Origin of the sequence: Microbacterium sp. Marseille-Q6648 (assembly GCF_943181415.1) — a bacterium.
In the GTDB taxonomy this organism is placed as follows: domain Bacteria; phylum Actinomycetota; class Actinomycetes; order Actinomycetales; family Microbacteriaceae; genus Microbacterium.
In genome coordinates, this window is record NZ_CALPBZ010000002.1 from 475,056 (window position 1) to 493,593 (window position 18,538).

General features: G+C 70.3%; 13 protein-coding genes. 3 read left to right on the forward strand and 10 right to left on the reverse strand.

The window, feature by feature from the left end; translation table 11 throughout:
* Window positions 1-5 precede the first annotated feature (5 nt).
* From NFR93_RS09690 to NFR93_RS09700, 3 genes are all read left to right on the forward strand, one after another.
* Complete coding sequence (locus tag NFR93_RS09690; RefSeq protein WP_502846277.1) at window positions 6-3,179, forward strand: glycosyl hydrolase; 3,174 nt, start codon at window positions 6-8, stop codon at window positions 3,177-3,179.
* A 136-nt stretch (window positions 3,180-3,315) separates the two neighbouring features.
* A complete protein-coding gene (locus NFR93_RS09695) occupies window positions 3,316-4,620 on the forward strand; it encodes an ABC transporter substrate-binding protein (protein WP_251452572.1) in 1,305 nt (434 codons plus the stop codon).
* 85 nt (window positions 4,621-4,705) lie between these two features.
* The gene (locus NFR93_RS09700; RefSeq protein ID WP_251452575.1) at window positions 4,706-6,871 is read left to right on the forward strand and encodes a glycoside hydrolase family 3 N-terminal domain-containing protein; all 2,166 of its coding nucleotides are present in this window, start codon (window positions 4,706-4,708) and stop codon (window positions 6,869-6,871) included.
* 27 nt (window positions 6,872-6,898) lie between these two features.
* On the opposite strand, the gene NFR93_RS09705 is transcribed toward NFR93_RS09700, so the two are convergent.
* The 10 genes from NFR93_RS09705 to NFR93_RS09750 all read right to left on the reverse strand — a co-directional run bounded on the left by NFR93_RS09705 (window position 6,899) and on the right by NFR93_RS09750 (window position 18,499).
* Entirely contained in the window at window positions 6,899-8,539 is a 1,641-nt protein-coding gene (locus tag NFR93_RS09705; protein ID WP_251452578.1) for a DUF5597 domain-containing protein, read from the reverse strand.
* A 58-nt stretch (window positions 8,540-8,597) separates the two neighbouring features.
* Complete coding sequence (locus NFR93_RS09710; protein ID WP_251452581.1) at window positions 8,598-10,079, reverse strand: family 43 glycosylhydrolase; 1,482 nt, start codon at window positions 10,077-10,079, stop codon at window positions 8,598-8,600.
* Window positions 10,076-10,984, reverse strand: coding sequence for an alpha/beta hydrolase (locus NFR93_RS09715; protein ID WP_251452583.1), 909 nt, complete (start codon window positions 10,982-10,984; stop codon window positions 10,076-10,078). Before NFR93_RS09715 ends, NFR93_RS09710 begins: the two co-directional genes overlap by 4 nt.
* Window positions 10,977-12,173 carry a GDSL-type esterase/lipase family protein gene (locus NFR93_RS09720; RefSeq protein WP_251452585.1) on the reverse strand — a complete coding sequence of 399 codons (1,197 nt, stop codon included), beginning with the start codon at window positions 12,171-12,173 and terminating at the stop codon, window positions 10,977-10,979. Before NFR93_RS09720 ends, NFR93_RS09715 begins: the two co-directional genes overlap by 8 nt.
* 33 nt (window positions 12,174-12,206) lie before the next feature.
* A complete protein-coding gene (locus tag NFR93_RS09725; RefSeq protein ID WP_251452588.1) occupies window positions 12,207-13,682 on the reverse strand; it encodes a C-glycoside deglycosidase beta subunit domain-containing protein in 1,476 nt (491 codons plus the stop codon).
* A 16-nt stretch (window positions 13,683-13,698) separates the two neighbouring features.
* A complete protein-coding gene (locus NFR93_RS09730; protein ID WP_251453042.1) occupies window positions 13,699-15,000 on the reverse strand; it encodes a C-glycoside deglycosidase beta subunit domain-containing protein in 1,302 nt (433 codons plus the stop codon).
* 136 nt (window positions 15,001-15,136) lie between these two features.
* Window positions 15,137-15,907 carry an IclR family transcriptional regulator domain-containing protein gene (locus NFR93_RS09735; protein ID WP_251452591.1) on the reverse strand — a complete coding sequence of 257 codons (771 nt, stop codon included), beginning with the start codon at window positions 15,905-15,907 and terminating at the stop codon, window positions 15,137-15,139.
* Window positions 15,908-15,941: 34 nt separating this feature from the next.
* Window positions 15,942-17,117 (reverse strand): thiolase family protein, encoded by a 1,176-nt coding sequence (locus tag NFR93_RS09740; protein WP_251452604.1) that lies wholly within the window; start codon window positions 17,115-17,117, stop codon window positions 15,942-15,944.
* Window positions 17,118-17,120: 3 nt separating this feature from the next.
* On the reverse strand, window positions 17,121-17,759 hold the full coding sequence (locus tag NFR93_RS09745) for a 3-oxoacid CoA-transferase subunit B (RefSeq protein ID WP_251452607.1): 639 nt from the start codon (window positions 17,757-17,759) through the stop codon (window positions 17,121-17,123).
* The gene (locus tag NFR93_RS09750) at window positions 17,756-18,499 is read right to left on the reverse strand and encodes a 3-oxoacid CoA-transferase subunit A (RefSeq protein ID WP_251452610.1); all 744 of its coding nucleotides are present in this window, start codon (window positions 18,497-18,499) and stop codon (window positions 17,756-17,758) included. Before NFR93_RS09750 ends, NFR93_RS09745 begins: the two co-directional genes overlap by 4 nt.
* Window positions 18,500-18,538: the final 39 nt, after the last annotated feature.

The window sequence follows — 18,538 nt, forward strand, 5'->3', positions numbered from 1 at the left end:
AAAGGATGCCGAGCGTGAGCTCCGACCTGTGGCGTGTTTTCGTCGACCCCCCGGACGACGCCCGGCCCCGCGCGTGGTGGCACTGGATGGACGGCAACGTCGACCCGTCCGGCATCGTGCAAGACCTCGAGTGGCTCCACAGCGTGGGAGTGCGCGGCGTGCAGCTCTTCGACGGCGGCATGGGCGGACCGTCGGTCGTCCCCACGCCCGTCCGCCCGGGCTCGGCGGAGTGGGCGGATGCCGTCGCCACGGCGACGAGAACCGCGGCCAGGCTGGGTCTCGAACTCGCGATCGCAACGTCATCGGGATGGAGCGCCGCGGGTGGCCCCTGGGTGTCCCCCGAGGACGCGATGAAGAAGGTCGTATGGTCCGAGACGGTCGTCGAGGGCGGCGTCGACGTCGACGTGCAGCTTCCTCCGCTGCCCTCCGCGCGCGGGCTCTACCAGGATGCGCCCCGGTGGGGAGCGCCCTCGGGCGGGGAGTGGGCGTGCGACTGGGTCGTGCTGGCCTTCCCCGACGATCCCGCGAGGCAGCCTCTCACGCCTGCGGTGACGCACGCCTCCGCCCCGGTCGATGGAGCGCAGCTGCTCACGGATGGGCGGTTCGGCCCGGCTGTGAGTCTGCCCCGCGATCCGGACGGCTGGTCGTCGGCGTGGATCGAGTACGTCTTCGACGCCCCGGTCACCGTGCGCTCGGTGACCGTCGGACTCCCCGGACCCCGCGGCTTCGGGGCGGCGCCGCCGGCAACCGCGCTCCTGCAGGCCGGTGACGACGGGCACGACTGGCGTGACGTCGCCGCACTGCCCGTCACCGCCCTGCCCGCGCGCACCGCGTCGTTCCCGCCGGTGACCGCCCGGCGCTTCCGCCTGCTGTTGACGGGTGACAGCGCGGCGTCCGCACTGCCGCCGACGGCCGAGGGCGTCCGAGTTCCGCCGGTGCTGCGGCCCAGCGGAGCCTTCGCCGTGTCGGAGTTCGCGCTGTACCAAGCGGGACGCATTCATCTCGCCGAGGCCAAGGCCGGCTTCGACGTCGTCGAGGACTACTACGCCGTCGACACCGACCCGCGCTCCGGCGGCGGTGAGATCTCACCGAGCGACATCATCGACCTCACCGCGAAAGCGGACGCCGGGCGACTGCGCTGGAAGGCCCCCGCAGGTCGATGGCGCGTGCTGCGCCTGGGCGCATCGCTGACCGGCCAGACGAACGGCCCGGCACCCGCCGACGCCACGGGGCTCGAAGCGGACAAGCTGGACGGCGCACGCGTGCGCTCCTACCTGGCGCGCCACCTCGCGAGGTCGACGGGCGAGGAGTCCGCATCGGGCTTCACCGCACTCCTCAGCGACAGCATCGAGTCCGGACCGCAGAACTACACCGACCGCGTCCTCGAGCACTTCCACAGGCGCCGGGGCTACGACGCGACGGTGTGGCTGCCCGCGCTCACCGGCCTGCTCGTCGCGGACGCCGCGGCATCCGATCGCTTCCTCTACGACTGGCGCCGGACCCTCACCGAAGTGTTCGCGGCGGAGTACTACGGGACCCTCGCCGACGAGGCCCACCGCCATGGGATGACCTACTACGCCGAGGCCCTCGAGGATCGACGACCTCAGCTGGGCGACGACCTGGCGATGCGACGGCCCGCCGATGTGCCGATGGGGGCGATGTGGACGTTCGATCCCGAGTCGGGCCCGCAGCCGACCTACGTGGCAGATCTGAAGGGCGCAGCCTCGGTCGCCCATGTCCACGGCAAGCCGTGGACGGGCGCGGAGGCGTTCACGTCGTTCGACCGGCCGTGGGCATCCACTCCAGCCTCGCTCAAGCACGTGGCCGACCTGCAGCTGTCGCTCGGCGTGACGCGGTTCTGCATCCACACCTCGGCCCACCAGCCCGACACGGCGCCGCCGCCCGGCATCGCGCTGGCGCCGTTCCTCGGCCAGACATTCACCCGCAACGAGACGTGGGCCGAGATGGCGAAGCCGTGGATCGATTACCTGGCGCGGTGCAGCGCCGTGCTCGCCGCCGGCTCGCCGGCCGTCGAGTTCGCCGTCTTCGTCGGTGAAGAGGCGCCGGTGACCGGGCTGTTCGGCAGGACGACCGACACCGCCGTGCCGCCCGGATTCGACTTCGACTACGTCGGACCGGACGATCTCTCGGACGCACTGCGGACCGACGACGGCGACATCGCATGCGCGGGGGCCCGGTACCGGGTGCTCGTGCTCGGCGGATCGGCTCGGCGCATGACCCTGCGGTCGCTGCGCGCCGTCGCGCGGCTGGTCGAGGACGGAGCCACCGTCGTCGGGCTGCACCCCGAGGGCTCGCCGTCGCTCGCTGACGATCCTGCCGAGGTATCCGCGCTGTGCGATCGAATGTGGACGGGTGAGCTCTCGGGGCGGGTCTTCACCTCGATCGACGACGCCATCGCCGCACGGGGTATGCGCCCGGCGATGGAGATCTCGGCCGACGGCCGTCCCATCCGCTCGATCGCCCGCGTCGTGGCAGGGCGTCGCGTGACGTTTCTCGCCAACCCACACGACTCCCCTGTGACCATCCGGCTGACGCCGCATCCCGCCGTCGGTCGGCTCGTGGCCTGGGATCCGGTAGCGGTGCGCAGAATGGTGCCGACCCACGGCACGGACGGGTGGGTGGTCGAGCTGCCTCCCTTCGGCTCGGTTTTTGTGCTGCCCGACGACGCCGAGACACCACCGCCGGTCGCCGCCGCTCGCCGGAGCGTCCTCGCGGGCTCGTGGTCCGTACACGTCCCGGGGCACGGCGCGGTCGCTCTCGAGGACGGACCTCGCCCCTGGTCCGATCTCGACGGTATGGACGGATTCTCGGGCACAGGCGTCTACACGAGCGGCCTCGAGGTCGACTCCCTCGACCCGGGTGAACGGTGCCGACTCACGCTCGGCGCGGTACACGGGGTCGCGCGCATCGTCGTCAACGGCGTCGACTGCGGCGTGGCATGGACGGCGCCGTTCGATGTCGATGTGACCCCCGGCATCCGGACGGGTTGGAACGATGTGCGGATCGAGGTCGCGAACCCCTGGCGCAACCGGCTCATCGCTGAAGCCCGGCACGCCACCGGCGAGGTCCTCGGCCCTATGACCACCGTGTTCGAGCCGGATGCCGCCCCCCTACCCGCGGGCATCGCCGGTCCGGTCACACTGACCATCCGGCGGTAGTGCAGGGATCAGCAGGCCTATTGCCTCGCATCACCGATAGTTATGTCGAAAACGTGCTTATCGTGTCAGGCTGATGGTGCGGCGCAAGCCGGGCCGGCCTGGGGCTGGCCGACAACGACGTCACGAAAGGGTCGACATGACACAGCACACAGCATCCCGGAACCTCCGGTGGGCGCTTCTGGCCGCCCCCCTCGCCGGAGTCCTCGTCCTCGCCGGCTGCGCGGGCGGAGGAGACGCCGGCAACGACGGCGATGGAGGCGACAACGGCGGCGACGCCAACGCGCCCTTCAGCGTCATGGTCGCTCAGGCCAACGACCAGGACGACTACTACGCCCAGATCATCGAGCAGTACTCGGAAGAGACCGGCACCGAGGTCGAGGTCATCCCTTACCCGTCCGACGCCTACAACACCCAGGTCACCACGCAGCTGCAGGGCGGCAACGCCGCGGACGTCATGATTCTCGCGCCCGGCACCGGTCAGCCGATCTCGGTGATCTCGCTCGCCGAAGCCGGCTTCCTCGAGCCCCTGGGCGACACGGCGGACTCGGTCAACCCCGTCGGCAGCGAGTCGCAGTTCCAGCTCGACGGCGAGACCTACGCGCAGGCGACGGCCCTCACCCCCGTCGGCATGGTCTTCAACGCGACGGCGGCCGAAGAGGCGGGGATCGACTACCCCGAGACGTACGACGACCTGCTGACGGCGTGCGCCGACGCACGCGACGCGGGCAAGAGCTTCACGGTCCTCGCCGGAGGCATCCCCTTCAACACGGGCCTGTACTCGATGCTGATCTCGGCCACCCGCGTGTACGCCGAGACCCCGGACTGGAACGAGCAGCGCGCGGCCGGCGAGGTCACCTTCGCCGACAGCAACTGGCGCCAGGTCCTCGAGGACATCGCCGAGATGAACGAGGCCGGCTGCTTCCAGGACGGCGCCGCGGGCGGCACCTTCGACAACATCACCGCCGGGATGGGCTCGGGCTCGTCGCTCACCGCCGCGGTGCCGGGCAGCGCGGCCGCCTCGATCAGCGAGGCGACCGGGCAGGAGCTCAACGTGCAGGCATTCCCGCCCGCCGACGGCCAGGAGGCGTTCACGGTCACGGGCGCCAACTACGCGTGGGGCATCAATGCCGCCTCGGACGACGACGCCAAGGCCTCGGCGCAGGCGTTCCTCGAGTGGGTCGCGCAGCCCGAGCAGGCGAAGGCGTACGCCGAGCTCTCGGGCGCTGTGCCGGTGACCGGCATCGTCGCGGAGGAGCTGCTGCCGCAGTACGCGCCGATCGGCGAACTGCTCGCCGAGGGCCAGTTCACGAGCCTGCCGAACGCCACGTGGCCGAACCCCGCCATCTACGACGCGCTCGGCGCCGGGGTGCAGGGCATGCTGACCGGCCAGAAGACGGTCGATCAGGTGCTCGAGGAGATGGACGCCGCCTGGGGCGAGTGACCCCCGGTCGGCTCGAACCGACAGCGGCCGTGGCCCGGAGTCCGAAAGGCTCCGGGCCACGGCCCGTTAACGAGGAGGATGCCCCGTGACCACCGATCGCGTGCAGGATCTCATCGCCCGGATGACTCCCGAGGAGAAATGGGGCCAGCTGCAGATCATCTTCAGGCCGCACCGTGCGGACGCCGAGGACCTGGTCCGCAGGGGCCTCGGGTCGGTCTTCTGGCCCCGGTCGGCTGCGCAGACGAACGCCCTGCAGCGCGTCGCCGTCGAGCAGACCCGCCTGGGAATCCCGGTGCTCGTGGGACTGGACGTCATCCATGGGCAGCGCACGATCGGCCCGGTGCCACTGGCGCAGGCCGCCTCCTTCGACCCCGAGCTGGTCCGCGCGCTTGCAGCCTCCGCGGCCGCCGAAGCCCGCTCGGGTGGCGTGACCTGGACGTTCTCGCCCATGCTCGACGTCTCGCGCGATCCCCGCTGGGGCCGCGTCGTCGAAGGCTTCGGCGAGGATGTCCACCTGACAGCGGTCATGGGCACGGCCATGGTCCGCGGCTATCAGGGCGAAGACCTGGCGGGCGCCGGCGCGATCGCCGCGACGGCGAAGCACTTCGTCGCCTACGGGCAGCCCGAGGGCGGGCGCGATTACAACACCGTCGACCTTTCGCCGCACCGGCTGCGGAATGTCCACCTCGAGCCGTTCTGGGCCGCCGTGGCGGCGGGGGCCGCATCGATCATGGCGGCGTTCAACACCGTCTCGGGGGTGCCGATGCACGCCCACCGCGGCCTGCTGACCGGAGTGCTCAAGGAGGAGTGGGACTTCGACGGCATCGTGGTCGGCGACGCCGACGGGGTGCGCAATCTTCTCCCGCACGGGGTGGCTGAAGATCTGGCCGACGCCGTCGGCCTGGCGTTCGGCGCCGGCCTCGACGTCGAGATGGGCGGTGCCCCGTGGGATCTCGACGATGCGGCCAGGGCGCGCGTCGACACGGCTCGACTCGACGACGCGGTCACGCGGGTGCTGATGCTCAAGGAGCGACTGGGTCTGTTCGACAGGCCGTACGTCGACGAGGCTGCCGAGATCACCGCGCCCACGCCGGCGAGCCGGGCGCTGGCACGGCGCGCGGCGGCGCGATCGGCGGTGCTGCTGAAGAACGACGGCACCCTGCCCCTGCACGCACCCCGGCGAGTGCTGCTCACCGGTCCGTTCGCGGACTCGACCGACCATCTCGGCGCGTGGACGCAGTCTTTCGGCGCGGCGGCCGGAACCATCGCCGACGCGATGCGCGATCGCCTGCCCCACGCGGACGTTCGCGTCATGTCCGGCGTCGACGTTCTGGACGATGACGCCGAGGGCATCCCCGCGGTGCTCGCCGCCGCCCGCGGCTGCGACGTGGTCGTGGTGTGCGTGGGCGAACCCAGCTCGCTCTCGGGTGAGGCGGCGTCGCGGAGTGACCTGCGTCTTCCGGGCCGTCAAGCGGACCTCATCCGCGCGGTCGCCGGTTGCGGCATCCCCTTCGTCGTCGTGCTCGAGAACGGGCGTCCGCTGGTCGTCGCCGACTGGATCGACGATGCCCCCGCCGTACTCGAGGCGTGGCACGGGGGCACCGAAGCGGCCAGGGCGATCGTCGACGTGCTCGTGGGTGACGCCGAACCGGCGGGCCGGCTGCCGATGTCGTTCCCGCGCTCGGCCGGTCAGGTGCCGATCCATTACGCCCACGAGAACACCGGTCGACCGGCGACAACCGGGGGCACATTGACCACCGACGTGGTGGACATCGGCGTTCAGGGGCCGGCGAATGTGGCCGAGAAGTTCACGTCGAAGTACCTCGACCTCGAACTCGGCCCGCAGTTCGCGTTCGGCCACGGTGGGGGATACGCGACATTCGCGCGATCCGCACCAGCCGTCTCGGAGGGCTGCGTCCGGCTCGAGGAGCTCGAGGCGGGTCGGAGCGTGACCGTGACCATCGATGTGACGAACACATCGGAGCGATCGGGCGACGACGTCATCCAGGTGTACGTCGAAGATGTCGTGGCCTCCATCGCGCCACCGGTGCGCCGGCTGGTCGCGTTCGATCGGCGGACGCTGGCACCGGGCGAGACGACGACCTTCGGCATGGACATCGGCTTCGAGCAACTCGGGTTCTGGAGGACGGATGCCGCAGCGGCGGCGTTCGTCGTGGAGCCCGGGCTCTTCCGACTGCACGTGGGCAGCACGCTCACCACGGCGGTGCCGGTCGAGCTGCGGGTGGAGTGAGGCTCCCCGGCCTCACTCCCCCTCACATCAGAGGCGTACGAGCCGGATGCGGGCCGCGCCGACACGATCGTTCGGCAGGATCATCAGTCGCTCGTCGCCGTTGAGCACGCGGCCCGGAACGACCGCGCCGTCCTCGATGATCAGCTCCTGCACCGTGTCGATCTCGACCCGGGCGTCGGCGGCGAAGTAGTCCAGCGTGAGTTCGCGTCCGATCACGAGGAAGCCGCCGTCGCCGGCGCCGGCGATCAAGGCGAACGGGCGCGTCTCACCGGGGACCGCGATCTGCGCGTGGGGAACAGTCTCATCGGGCACCGCAAGCTCCGTGCCGGGAATGCTCACCCCGGCATCGAGCAGCATCCGCCGAAGCAGCGCGCGTGCCCCGCGCGCCGTGATGTCGATGCCGTCGATGCTCCGGTTCTCGACCTCGACGCCGGGCTCCAGCACGACCGCTGCGAGGCTGCCACGAAGGGAGGCCGCCGCGATCTCGCCCTCGAGCCCCGCGATGAACGTGAGCGTGGCGGCGAGCTGCCCGTCGGGGTTGGCGGCGTCGAGCCCGTAAGCCGACCAGCCGACAGCGCCGTAGGCTCCGATCGCGCGGACCAGTTCGGCGGCGCGCAGCTGACTCTCCGGAACGAAGAAGGGCTGGATGCCGGTCGCATACTGCGTCATCGCCGCGTCGGCATCCTTCACATAGATGTCGGGGCCGAGGAAGGACAGCGACGGAGCCGCGGCCCGCCAGACATCGAGCACGGTGGATGCGGGGCCCCCGCTCGGCCACTGACCGGGAGTGTCCTGGCCGGGCTGCGGACCGAGCCACGCGTTCGCGTACATGGGGATGGCTGCGATCGCCTGGCCGCGAGCCGCGAGGTGCTCGACGTACGTCGCGATGGACCACGCCATGAAGACCTCCTCCGCCGCGGGCGTGTCGCCGAACACCTGCGACCACGATCCGCTCTCGACGCTGCCGCGGGAATCCCAGAGCCGCCGGGACGACGTCGTGCCCGCCGGCGTCGCGCGCACGTGCGCGAGCAGCTCCGACGGCACGGGCGCTGCCCACGCCGCCTCGGCGAGAGCGTTGCGGTCGCGGCTGTCGGAGAGGATTCCCGACTCGTTCTCCACCTGCACCATCACGACAGTGCCGTCGGGATCGGCATCCACGAGGTGCCGGATGAGCGCCTCGAAGGCTTTCGCGTCGGCTTCGCGCAGTTCGGGGCTGAAGACGGAGAGCACCGGCTTGGCCGTCGCGCCCTCGTACGTGAACGCCTGCATGCCCTTCGGCTCGACCACTGCACGCGGGAACCGCTCGGGGTCGCTGCGCACCCACGTGGGTGCATAGGTGGACGCCGCGTTCTTGAACGCGCCGAACCACAGCAGCACGAGGCGGAGTTCGCTCCTGCGGGCCTCGGCGAGCATGTGGTCGACGAGCGAGAAGTCGAACGTCCCCTCAGCAGGCTCGCTCAGTGCCCAGCTCACGGGCGAGAGCACGACGTTGCTCCCGACCCGCCGGACGTGCGCGAACGAGTCCGCGATCGCCTTCGGCGACGACGAGGCCGAGTTGAAGACCTGACCCCCGACCAGAAGTGCAGGAGCGCCATCGCGTCGCAGCGCGAACGGGGGCTCGCCTGAGAAGACCCAAGGCCGTGCGGCGGGAGATTCGTGAGCGCTCATCGTGTGTCCTTTGCTGCCCGCGCAGGCGGGGGGTGACGTCGGTCGTGCGTGCGGGGTCTCAGCGAAGCGGACGGTAGCGGAAGTCGCGGAAGCGCGCCTCCCCCGCCCCGGTCGCGTACAGCGCCGGCCGCAGGCTGAGCAGGTCGCCGACGGTGTTGACGTGGTAGCCGGAGGTTTCGTAGCGGATCGCGTGACGCGTCCACTCTCCGCCGGGTACGCGGTACCAGCCGGTGACGATGTGCTCGTCGTTGCGGATGCGCAGCGTCATGCGATCCGTCGCCGGCGCGGGCTCGCGCCAGTGCGTCCGAATGCCGCCGGAATAGCTCAGCATGCGTTCGCCGTCGATTCCCATGCCGCAGAACAGCCGGTTGTTGAAGAAGAGCAGCATCCCGGCCTCGACACCGGGGGCGATCGAGACGTCGACCTCGATCTCGTAGGCGTGGTCACCCGTGAGCATCGCGAGCGGCGACGTGTCGGCGGGTGAGGTGCCCTTGCCGCTCAGCACGAGGCCGTCGTCGACCCGAACGCGTTCGGCTTCGCCCCGGCCGGGGGCGTGGAAGGTCCATCGCCCGCCCGGTTCGAACCGCGAGAAGTCCTCGGCGATGTCCGCCGCGGGGATCTGGGCGACGGCCCCCGCGGGCGCATCGATCGGACCGCCGAGGTCGCTCTCGACCGCCTCGGGCCAGCCATCCTCGCCCCAGCGGATGGGTTCGAGCAGGATCTGCCGACCGAGGGTGCGGTAGCCGTTCTCATACCCGTGCGAGATCATCCACCACTCGTCGGGTTCCGTCCCGGCTGGACCGGGAACGAGCGTCGCGTGTCCGCGCGACCACCACGCCTCGGAAGAGTCCTCCGTGCGGGCGATCGGGTTGCGGGGGTGGTTCTCCCACGGTCCGTGAACCGACCGCGAGCGCGCGACGATCACCATGTGTCCGGTAGGCGGCCCCGCGGTGCCCCCCACCGCGCTCACGAGGTAGAACCACTCGTCGCGGCGGAACAGCTTCGGCCCCTCGAGCGCGTACGCCTCGGTGATCCAGTCGTCGGGGTAGCGCCAGCCGTCGTACACCTTCTCGAGGTCGCCGACCGTCGACAGCCCGTCGTCGGCGAGCTGGATGCGGCGAACCCCGTTCGTGAACAGGTATCGCGTGCCGTCCTCGCCGACGACATGGCCGGGGTCGATCGCCCCGCGGATGCCGAGATCGATGGGCTCCGACCACGGCCCCGCCATCGCGTCGGCGTGGATCACGAAGATCGAGGCATCCGTCAGCGTCGACCACGGGGTCGGGATGAACGGGATGTAGATGAAGAAGCGGCCCTCGTGCTCGGCGATGTCGACGGCGAACGTGCTGCCGACGGGGTTCGGCAGCGCCGAGGTCACGTACGTCCAGTTCACGAGATCCGTGGAGCGGTACAGCGGGAGTCCAGGCGCAGCCTCGAACGAGGAGTAGGTCATCCAGTACTCGTCGCCGACCTTGATGATCGCGGGGTCGGGCCGATCCCCGCCCAGGACGGGGTTGACGAAGGTCACCGGCGCGGTCATGACTGCGACCGGATCCACTGCGCGATCGCCTCCACCGTCGGACCCGCGGCCGGATCGGAGGGCTCATTGATGTGCCCGTGATCCGCACCGGCCTCGATGTGCAGCTGCGTCGCCACGCCTGCGTCGCGGAGCTGGAGGTGGAACGCCTCGCCCGACGGGCGCAATGGATCGTGCTCGCACACGACGACGAGCGTCGCCGGGAACCCCCCGACCGGGCCGAGCGCCGCAAAGGCGTGCGGGTCTGCGAGGCCACCCGTGGAACCCGCGAAGTTGAGTGCGAGAACTCCCTGGGGGGAATCCAGGTCGACGACCGCCGACGCGTCGGGTCCGTTCGGGTGCACGACGGGGTAGACGAGCACGAGCCCGGACGGCGTCGGCTCGTTCGCGTCTCGCAATCGGGCGACGGCTCCGGCGGTCAGGTTGCCACCGGCGCTGGCGCCCCCGAGGAGAACGTCGTCCTCATCGACACCGAACAGATCTGAGGCATGCTCGCGCGCGAATCGCCAGCCGGCGAGGACGTCGTCCGACGGCACGGGGAAGTGCACGCCCCGCAGGCACTTGGTGTAGTCCAGAGTCAGCACCGGAATCCCCCGCGCGGCGAGCTCGAGTGCGAGCCAATGCGATTCCGGCATGTCGAGGTGCCCGCCGATGAACGCGCCCCCGTGCACCCACACCAGAGCTCGCCCGCTCGGCGGGGCTCCGGCATCCGCGTACACACGCGCGGGGACCCGGCCCCGCGCTCCCTCGATCACCACCTCGTCGACGACGACGCCCGCGATATGGGGGAAGCGGCTCACGAGCGAGGCCGTATCGAGATCGGGTCGGGGGTCGGCCGGCTCGCCGTGCTCTCCGAGCCAGGCGATCGCCTCGTCGATGGGCAACGATCGGAAGTCCACGTCAGGCACTGCGCGCTCCGTCCCGCGCGGAGGCGGCCTGTTTCGTCGTGGCGCCGGACATCCAAGAGGCGACGGTGGGAGACGCGCCGAATCGCTCCGCCATACGCATGTAGCCTGCGGGGCTCGGGTGGAGACCGTCTGGCAGCTCGTCCACGTCGCCTGCCCCGAACAGGTCCAGGCCGTCGAGATAGTAGATGGCACCGTCGTCGGCTGCGCGCTGCTCGACGACGTCGCGGAGGATCTCCCGGACGACTCTCAATGTGAGCGGCGGCCCCATGAACACGTCCGGCTCGGTAGGTGTGCCGCGCCGCTTCCCCGTCCGAGGATCGGTCACGGTGGGGCCGGGTGTGTCTTCGTGCATCGGGCAGAAGATCGGCGAGATGACCAGGATGGGCGTCGCAGGTGCGCCTTCACGCAAGGTGTCGAGGAAGCCGTGGATCGCTGGGATGAAAGTCCGGCGCTTCATGGAGTCACCGCCGACGATGTTGATGCCGATCTTCACGCTGAACAGGTCCGCGGCCGAATCCCGCATGGCTCGTGCCGTGAAGGGGTCGAGGTGCGCATTGGCGGCGAATCCCAGGTTCGTCACGTCGAGCTGCAGTCGTTCGGCGGCTGCGACCGGCCACACCCCGCGCGGCGTCTCGGCCTCGATGCAGTGGCTGATCGAGCTGCCGTGATGCCACCAGCGGGGGAGTTCACGGGGTTCGGCCGACGTCAGCGGCGCGTCCGCGCGGACGTCGCGGATCTCGACAGCCTCGCGCTGCGGCAACCACAACACGACTCGCCGCTCGTGGCGGCCCGTGCCACCCAGCTCGAACCGAGCGACGGCCGACCCGCCTGCGACGAAGCGAGGCCCGTCGAGTCCACCCAGGTGCAGGCGGGAGCCTCCAGCGACGCGGACGTCATCGACGGGTCTGCCATCGACCGTTGCGGCGAACACAGACCAGCGCTCCTCGTCCGGCATCCAGGGCAGTGACAGCCCGGTCGTATGAACGACGAGCTCGATCCATGTCGCCGCCGTCTGGAACTCGAGCCGCACCCCGGACGCTTGCGCGGACGCGATGGCCATCCACTCCGAATCGAATCGGGATCGGGCACTCAGCGGCAGGCGAAGCGGCGTGATACCCGAGGCGCCCACCTCCACATCGACGGCCCCGCGCAGGCTGTCGCGGATCAGATCGCCCGCAAGACCGTTCATGCGACACCGATCGCCGGGACCCGGGAATCCGCCTCAGGCACGCGCGACCGCCGAGCGCATGGCCGTGCGGATGAGGTCGTGCTGCTTGCGCACGAGAACGAGCGGGTCGACCTCGCCGAGTTCGGCGAAGGCGTGACCTTCCCACTCGCTCGACCAGTAGCCGCGGTACCCGCCCTCGACGAACACGCGCACGTGCTCGGGGTAGTCGATCGCGGGCTCCTGACCGGTCTCGTCGATGTCGTAGAACTTCGCGTGCACGTGGAGGATCTGCGGCATGATGTCGGCCCACTCGCGAGGGTCGACGTGCCCGTGCATGTTGAACGCGAGATGCGCGAACGAACCGAGGCGCCCTGGATCGAAGTCGCGTCCGCGCAGGTAGGCGATGAACTCCTCCTGGCGCTCCCGCATGGTGGCGTCGGTCGCCCAGATCTGCTGCAGGCGGTCGACGGCCTCATCGTCGAGACCGGCGCGACGGACGGCGCGCAGCAGCGTCGGCGACATCGCGTGCATCGTCGACGAGAAGTCGGCGACGAAGCCGAGCAGCGGCGAGTCCAGCTCGGCGTAGGTCTCGCGCACTTTCAGGATCGGCTCGGCGTTCGGACCCATCGGCGCGTGGATCTCGTACGCGAGCTTCAGCTCGAGCTGCTCGGCGATGGGCAGCAGCCGCCGCAGCAGCTCGGGCTTGGCGGACTGGATGCGCACGAGGGGGAAGCCGAGCTTCTTCGCGCCCTCGAACATGAGCTTCGAGAACTCGAACTCCTCGTCGGGGGTCATGTCGCGGTCGCGGCGACGGCCCATGTCGAGGTTCGCGCCGAACGAGCTGGCGTCGAACCCGTGCCGGTCGAACGCGGCGCGCCACGTCCGCTCGAAGTCGTCCGACACCCGGGGGTAGGTCGGCAGCACCTGCGAAGCGACGATCTCGATGCCGGGGCCGATGCCGAGCTCGGCGACGCGATCGAGCAGTCCGTCGAAGTCATACCATCCCGCGCGGAACTCCGCGCTGGCGGAGTACAGCGTGAGGCCGAGCTGAAACGGGTCGCCCGCAACGGCGGGCGCGGGGGCCGTGGCCGCGGCGAGCGCGGGCGGGGCGGCCGGCGCATCGGTTGCGGTGAGGGTGAGACTCTGGTGCACGACGTTCGGCACGTACATCCCCGGGCCGCCGTCCTTGCCGGGCGCGATCTGCATGTAGGGCAAGCGCAGCTCGCCGTGGATCGTGACGTCGAGAGTGTCGCCGAGCGCGACCGGCTGATCGCGGCGGACGACCAGCAGCGGGTGCGCCTGCAGGTACCAGAGCGTCTCGCTCTGGTCAGGCAGTTCGTCCAGGGCGTACCGGGTGCCGCCGAGCTCGAAGGAGAGGTCGGATGCCGGGACGGGCGTTCCGTCGATCGTCAGAGAGATCGTCGACACCGACGACAGCCAAAGGCTGCGGTACCACGGGAGGGTGAGGGACAGCGCGAGCCCGTCCGGGTGCGGGCGGAGACTGTCGTCCTGGATGAGTCCGTTGGGCATGATCGCTCGTTCCGGGTCAGAGGGTCGCGGCGATGCCGCGGATCAGGGAGTGCTGGCGACGCACCTGTTCGATGGCGCGCCACGGGGTGCGCTCGCCTTCGTATTCGCTGGACAGATAGCCGGTGTAACCCGCGTCCTTGAGCGCCTGCAGGACCGGCCGCCAGGGGATCTGCTGGTCTTCGAGGTCGTCGTCGATGTCGTGGAACTTCGCCTGGATGAAGACCACGTACTCCGCGATGCCGGCGATGTCAGCGGGATCGACCGCGATGCCGTCGAGGAAGGCCGGCCGCTGACCCGGTAGCTCCCCCGGCTTGAGCGGAATCGGGCGGTCCTGGAAGATGCCGGTGTCCAGCAGCAGACCGAAGTGCTTCGTCCCGGTGCGCTGGATGAGGCCGATGTAGTCGTCGACCACCTCGTGCCTGATCGGCGTGGGCGAATGGATCTCGGGGCAGATGACGACGTCGAGTTCGTGTGCCAGATCGAGCGAGCGCTCGACAGCTTCGGTCCACGTGGGGTGCGGCACCAGATCGCTCGAGACGACGCCGATCTTCGGACGCACGAACCGGAACCCGAGCCTCTTCGCCAGGCGCAGATCGCGCTGCAGCATCGCTGCCCCCTCGGCGGCGGTGAGGTCGCGGGCGTTCGGGCCGCTGGAGTGAAGGCGCGTGTCGATCCAGGAGCCGTAGTTGGTCGGCTCCAGCCGGTACTGCTCGAGAAGCGCGAACCACCGGTCGATCCATGCCGTGGGCGGCTCCGGGTAGTTCGCGACGTGCCCCTCGCCGAGGATCTCGATGCCGGTGGCGCCCACGTCCGCCACGTGCGCGAACGCCGTCTCGAGATCCATCACCGTGCCGAAGTCGTGCATGAAGCTGTAGAGGCTCACGCCGTAGCGGAACGGTCCGCCGTCCGTCTCCGGTGACAGGGTGATGCGCCGCGTCGCCCGGTACGTCGACGGCTGGTGCTCGATCGGGATGTACGACATGCGCAGCCGCAGCTCGATGGAGACCTCGTGCACGCCCTCCGGGAGGCCCCCGTCGAAGGGGACGGTGATGACCGCGGCATCCTCGAGCGGCCAGCGCGCGCCCTCGGAATCCCACAGCTGCCGAAGCGTGTACGTCTCGCCCTGGAGCGTCCACAGCGGCACATCGGGTCCGACGTCGACCAGGTCTCCGACACGCACCGCGACGCCGTCGATGAGGGAGGCCGCCATACCGCGGTAGCTGGGCATGCGCAGCCGCAGCTGGAAGCCGGTGACACGATCGCCCTCACGGACGTTGCGGAAGCCGATGGACTGAAGGAGCTCGCGCTCGAGAAGCATCACCGCTCACTCTCTGATCAGGTCGATGGGCCCCGGGAGGTCGCGCGCGGCGCGCCCTCGGGCCACTGTCGACGCTAACAGATTGCGCTCGATTCAGACATAAGTATGACTGATGAGCACATAACAGATGTGGCCGCTACATCAATCGCAGTTCGGCCTCGATGGCGGCGGCCGTCTCTCGCATGGCCGGCAGGAAGCGGTCGCGCACCGCGCCGGGATCGTCCGAGCTCGAACCGGTCGACACGTTCATCGCCGCGACCGTCGCGCCCGCGCGTCCGCGCAGTCCCACAGCGATCGACCGCAGTCCGGGTTCGAGCTCGCCGTCCACCAGCGCCCATCCCTGCTCACCCACGCGATCGAGTTCACGGGCGAGGGCGTGGGGATCGGTGAGTGTGCGATCGGTCAGGTGCGTCAGATCGGATGCCGCGATCACCGCATCCCGTTCGGGGCGCGGCATCCCTGCCAGCAGGACCCGGCCCATGCTGGTGGCGTAGGCGGGGAAGCGGGTGCCGATCGTGATCCGCACGTTCATGATGCGGCGGGTGGGCACCCGGGCGACGTAGACGACGTCGGTGCCGTCGAGCACCGCGGCCGAGACCGACTCGTCGACGGCGCGCGACAGCAGCTCCAGGTGCGGCTGCACGATCTCGGGCAGCGACAGCGACGACAGATAGCTGAACCCGAGCTCGAGCACGCGCGGAGTGAGCGAGAACTCACGCTCGTCGCTGCGGACGTAGCCGAGCGCCACGAGCGTGCGCAGGAATCGGCTGGCCGCTGCGCGCGTGAGACCGGCGCGGCGCGCGACGTCGCTCAGCGTGAGCGAGGCGTGCTCGGCGTCGAAGGCACGGATGACGGCCAGCCCTCGGGCGAGGGACTGGACGAAGTCGTCGGACTGCTTCTCGGGCACGCGGCCTCCTCGAACCGAGCGTAGGCAAGCCGGGTCATCTCTCCAGGACGACCGCGAGCCCCTGGCCGACGCCGATGCAGATGGCGGCCACGGCCACGCCCCCGCCGCGGCGGGCCAGTTCGTGCGCCGCGTGCCCGATGATGCGCCCGCCCGACGCTCCGAGTGGGTGGCCGATGGCGATCGCGCCGCCGTGGATGTTCACCTTCTCGGGGTCGAGGTCGGGCCAGCCCTGGATGCACGCGAGGGACTGGGATGCGAAGGCCTCGTTGAGCTCGACGACGTCCACGTCCGCCCAGGTGCGACCGGCGCGGGCGAGTGCCTTGTTCGCGGCCTCGATGGGCGCGATGGGGAAGTCGTCGGGATCGACGCCGTGCGCGGCACGGCCCGCGATCCGCGCGAGCGGCTCGCCCTCGAGGACGCCCTCCCCCGCGATCAGCACCGCCGACGCGCCGTCGTTGATGGACGAGGAGTTTCCGGCCGTCACCGATCCCGCGCCGTCCGCGGCGAAGAGGGCCTTCAGCCCGGCGAGCTTCTCGACCGAGGTGTCGTCGCGGATGCCTTCATCGCGCGTCAGGTCGACGCCCGGCACGCCGACCGTCTCGGCGTCGTACACGCCTGCCGCCCAGGCAGCGGCGGCCAGACGGTGCGAGCGCACCGCGAACGCATCCTGGGCGTCCCGGTCGATGCCCCATTCGCGTGCGATCTTCTCGGCGGACTCCCCGTTCGAGATGGTCCAGTGCTTCGGCAGTGCCCTGTTGGTCATGCGCCACCCGATGGCGGTGTTCCACATGGTCTGGTTGCCGACGGCGGGGAAGGGCTTCGCCGACTTCTCGATCACATAGGGCGCGCGACTCATCGACTCGACGCCGCCGGCGAGGATGATCCCGGCATCCCCCGCCTCGATCGCCCTCGAACCCTGGATGACAGCCTCGACGCTCGAGGCGCAGAGCCGGTTGACCGTCACGCCGGTGACGCTCGTGGGCAGCCCCGCCAGCAGCGCTCCGAAGCGGGCGACGTTGCGGTTGTCTTCGCCCGCCTGATTGGCGTCGCCGAAGATCACGTCGTCGATGCGCGCGGGATCCAGCCCGGTGCGTTCGATGGTCGCCTTCATGACCAGAGCGGCGAGGTCGTCGGGCCGGATGCCGGAGAGCGCACCTCCTCCCCGCCCGAACGGCGTGCGCACGGCGTCGTAGATGAAGCTCGGTGGCATCGGTCAGCCTTCCAGATCGAGGCCGGTGAGGGCCGAGAGTGTCGCGGTGGTGTTGTCGCCGAACGCCTCGCGCACGACGAACCCCTCGGGGGCGATGTCGAAGATCCCGTGGTCGGTGTACACCCGCGTCACGCAGCCGACGCCGGTGAGGGGGTAGGTGCAGACGTCTACGAGCTTGGACTCGCCGGACTTGGTCAGCAGGTCGGTCATGACGAACACCTGCTTCGCGCCGATCGCCAGGTCCATCGCGCCGCCGACTGCGGGGATCGCGCCGGGAGCACCCGTCGACCAGTTCGCGAGGTCGCCGGTGCGGCTCACCTGGAACGCACCGAGCACGCAGATGTCGAGGTGCCCGCCGCGCATCATGGCGAACGAGTCGGCGTGGTGGAAGTAGGCCGCGCCCGGCAGGGCCGTCACGGGCTGCTTGCCGGCGTTGATGAGGTCGGGGTCGACCGAGCCCACGGCGGGCGCCTCGCCCATGCCGAGAAGTCCGTTCTCGGTGTGCAGGATGATCTCGAGGTCGGCGGGAAGGAAGTTCGCGACGAGGGTCGGCGCCCCGATTCCGAGGTTCACGTAGGCGCCCTCGGGGATGTCTGCGGCGATGCGCGCGGCCAGTTCGTCACGGGTGATGCGGGTGGTCATCGCGAACCCTCCTCGGTCAGCGGGTTGCCGTCGATGTCGACGCCGCCGACGAAGGCGCCGTCGCGCAGCCAGGCCCGCTCGCCCACGGCGACGACTCGGTCCACGAACAGGCCGGGCGTAACGACTGCCTCGGGGTCGAGGGCGCCGAGCGGCACGATCTCGTCCACCTGGACGATCGTCGTGGTGGCGGCGGTGGCCATCACCGGCCCGAAGTTGCGGGCCGTCTCGCGGAAGACGAGGTTGCCCCATCGGTCGGCGCGGAACGCGCTGATGAGGGCGACGTCGGCGCGGATCGGGTACTCCAGCACGTAGTCGCGCCCGTCGATCGTGCGGGCCTCCTTGCCCTCCGCCAGCTGCGTGCCGACGCCCGTCGGGCTGAAGAAGGCGCCGATGCCGGCGCCGGCGGCGCGGATGCGCTCGGCGAGGTTGCCCTGCGGAACGATCTCGAGCTCGATCTCGCCCGCCCGGTAGAGGCTGTCGAAGACCCACGAGTCGTGCTGCCGGGGGAAGGAGCAGATGATCCGCCGCACGCGACGCTTGGACAGGAGCGCCGCCAGCCCCACGTCGCCGTTCCCGGCGTTGTTGCTGACGATCGTGAGATCGCCCGCGCCCTGGTCGATCAAGGCGTCGATGAGCTCCACCGGCTGACCGGCCCGCCCGAAGCCGCCGATGAGTACCGTCGCCCCGTCGCGGATGCCGGCGACGGCGGTCGCGGCATCCGGAACCGTCTTGTCGATCACGCGCACCTCCTCTGTTCGCTGAGCGGACGTACATCCGTT